Origin of the sequence: Mesorhizobium sp. BR115XR7A (assembly GCF_020165315.1) — a bacterium.
Classification (GTDB): domain Bacteria; phylum Pseudomonadota; class Alphaproteobacteria; order Rhizobiales; family Rhizobiaceae; genus Mesorhizobium; species Mesorhizobium australicum.
In genome coordinates this window covers 1-2,450 of sequence record NZ_JAIUHW010000034.1, presented here as the reverse complement: position 1 = coordinate 2,450, position 2,450 = coordinate 1, and the positions used below count along the sequence as shown (strand labels likewise).

Annotated in this window: 3 protein-coding genes and 1 pseudogene; 3 read left to right on the top strand and 1 reads right to left on the bottom strand. The window is 64.3% G+C overall.

Annotated features, from left to right (window positions below; translation table 11 throughout):
- Positions 1 to 29 precede the first annotated feature (29 nt).
- On the top strand, positions 30 to 272 hold the full coding sequence (locus LB557_RS31405; RefSeq protein ID WP_000844627.1) for a transposase: 243 nt from the start codon (positions 30 to 32) through the stop codon (positions 270 to 272).
- Between the two features lie 31 nt (positions 273 to 303).
- Here the strand turns inward: LB557_RS31405 and tetR(A) are convergent, their stop codons facing one another.
- Positions 304 to 954, bottom strand: a complete 651-nt coding sequence (gene tetR(A), locus LB557_RS31400) for a tetracycline resistance transcriptional repressor TetR(A) (protein WP_000164043.1) — start codon at positions 952 to 954, stop codon at positions 304 to 306.
- A 105-nt stretch (positions 955 to 1,059) separates the two neighbouring features.
- Between tetR(A) and tet(A) the strand changes: the two genes are divergently transcribed.
- Together tet(A) and LB557_RS31390 are read left to right on the top strand one after the other, a co-directional pair.
- Positions 1,060 to 2,259: a tetracycline efflux MFS transporter Tet(A) gene (tet(A), locus tag LB557_RS31395; protein WP_011645018.1), complete on the top strand. Its 1,200-nt coding sequence runs from the start codon at positions 1,060 to 1,062 to the stop codon at positions 2,257 to 2,259.
- Positions 2,260 to 2,315: 56 nt separating this feature from the next.
- Positions 2,316 to 2,450: pseudogene (locus LB557_RS31390) on the top strand (relaxase); the annotation flags it as partial.

Here is a 2,450-nt window from a genome sequence, read left to right as displayed (position 1 = left end):
GGATCTATCTCATCTGCGCAAGGCAGAACGTGAAGACGGCCGCCCTGGACCTCGCCCGCGAGCGCCAGGCGCACGAGGCCGGCGCGCGGACCCGCGCCACGGCCCACGAGCGGACGCCGCAGCAGGAGCGCCAGAAGGCCGCCAGAGAGGCCGAGCGCGGCCGTGAGGCTTGGACGCTAGGGCAGGGCATGAAAAAGCCCGTAGCGGGCTGCTACGGGCGTCTGACGCGGTGGAAAGGGGGAGGGGATGTTGTCTACATGGCTCTGCTGTAGTGAGTGGGTTGCGCTCCGGCAGCGGTCCTGATCAATCGTCACCCTTTCTCGGTCCTTCAACGTTCCTGACAACGAGCCTCCTTTTCGCCAATCCATCGACAATCACCGCGAGTCCCTGCTCGAACGCTGCGTCCGGACCGGCTTCGTCGAAGGCGTCTATCGCGGCCCGCAACAGCGGCGAGAGCGGAGCCTGTTCAACGGTGCCGCCGCGCTCGCCGGCATCGCTGTCGCCGGCCTGCTCCTCAAGCACGGCCCCAACAGTGAAGTAGCTGATTGTCATCAGCGCATTGACGGCGTCCCCGGCCGAAAAACCCGCCTCGCAGAGGAAGCGAAGCTGCGCGTCGGCCGTTTCCATCTGCGGTGCGCCCGGTCGCGTGCCGGCATGGATGCGCGCGCCATCGCGGTAGGCGAGCAGCGCCTGCCTGAAGCTGCGGGCATTCCCGATCAGAAATGAGCGCCAGTCGTCGTCGGCTCTCGGCACCGAATGCGTATGATTCTCCGCCAGCATGGCTTCGGCCAGTGCGTCGAGCAGCGCCCGCTTGTTCCTGAAGTGCCAGTAAAGCGCCGGCTGCTGAACCCCCAACCGTTCCGCCAGTTTGCGTGTCGTCAGACCGTCTACGCCGACCTCGTTCAACAGGTCCAGGGCGGCACGGATCACTGTATTCGGCTGCAACTTTGTCATGCTTGACACTTTATCACTGATAAACATAATATGTCCACCAACTTATCAGTGATAAAGAATCCGCGCGTTCAATCGGACCAGCGGAGGCTGGTCCGGAGGCCAGACGTGAAACCCAACATACCCCTGATCGTAATTCTGAGCACTGTCGCGCTCGACGCTGTCGGCATCGGCCTGATTATGCCGGTGCTGCCGGGCCTCCTGCGCGATCTGGTTCACTCGAACGACGTCACCGCCCACTATGGCATTCTGCTGGCGCTGTATGCGTTGGTGCAATTTGCCTGCGCACCTGTGCTGGGCGCGCTGTCGGATCGTTTCGGGCGGCGGCCAATCTTGCTCGTCTCGCTGGCCGGCGCCACTGTCGACTACGCCATCATGGCGACAGCGCCTTTCCTTTGGGTTCTCTATATCGGGCGGATCGTGGCCGGCATCACCGGGGCGACTGGGGCGGTAGCCGGCGCTTATATTGCCGATATCACTGATGGCGATGAGCGCGCGCGGCACTTCGGCTTCATGAGCGCCTGTTTCGGGTTCGGGATGGTCGCGGGACCTGTGCTCGGTGGGCTGATGGGCGGTTTCTCCCCCCACGCTCCGTTCTTCGCCGCGGCAGCCTTGAACGGCCTCAATTTCCTGACGGGCTGTTTCCTTTTGCCGGAGTCGCACAAAGGCGAACGCCGGCCGTTACGCCGGGAGGCTCTCAACCCGCTCGCTTCGTTCCGGTGGGCCCGGGGCATGACCGTCGTCGCCGCCCTGATGGCGGTCTTCTTCATCATGCAACTTGTCGGACAGGTGCCGGCCGCGCTTTGGGTCATTTTCGGCGAGGATCGCTTTCACTGGGACGCGACCACGATCGGCATTTCGCTTGCCGCATTTGGCATTCTGCATTCACTCGCCCAGGCAATGATCACCGGCCCTGTAGCCGCCCGGCTCGGCGAAAGGCGGGCACTCATGCTCGGAATGATTGCCGACGGCACAGGCTACATCCTGCTTGCCTTCGCGACACGGGGATGGATGGCGTTCCCGATCATGGTCCTGCTTGCTTCGGGTGGCATCGGAATGCCGGCGCTGCAAGCAATGTTGTCCAGGCAGGTGGATGAGGAACGTCAGGGGCAGCTGCAAGGCTCACTGGCGGCGCTCACCAGCCTGACCTCGATCGTCGGACCCCTCCTCTTCACGGCGATCTATGCGGCTTCTATAACAACGTGGAACGGGTGGGCATGGATTGCAGGCGCTGCCCTCTACTTGCTCTGCCTGCCGGCGCTGCGTCGCGGGCTTTGGAGCGGCGCAGGGCAACGAGCCGATCGCTGATCGTGGAAACGATAGGCCGGAATTGACGGATCTATCTCATCTGCGCAAGGCAGAACGTGAAGACGGCCGCCCTGGACCTCGCCCGCGAGCGCCAGGCGCACGAGGCCGGCGCGCGGACCCGCGCCACGGCCCACGAGCGGACGCCGCAGCAGGAGCGCCAGAAGGCCGCCAGAGAGGCCGAGCGCGGCCGT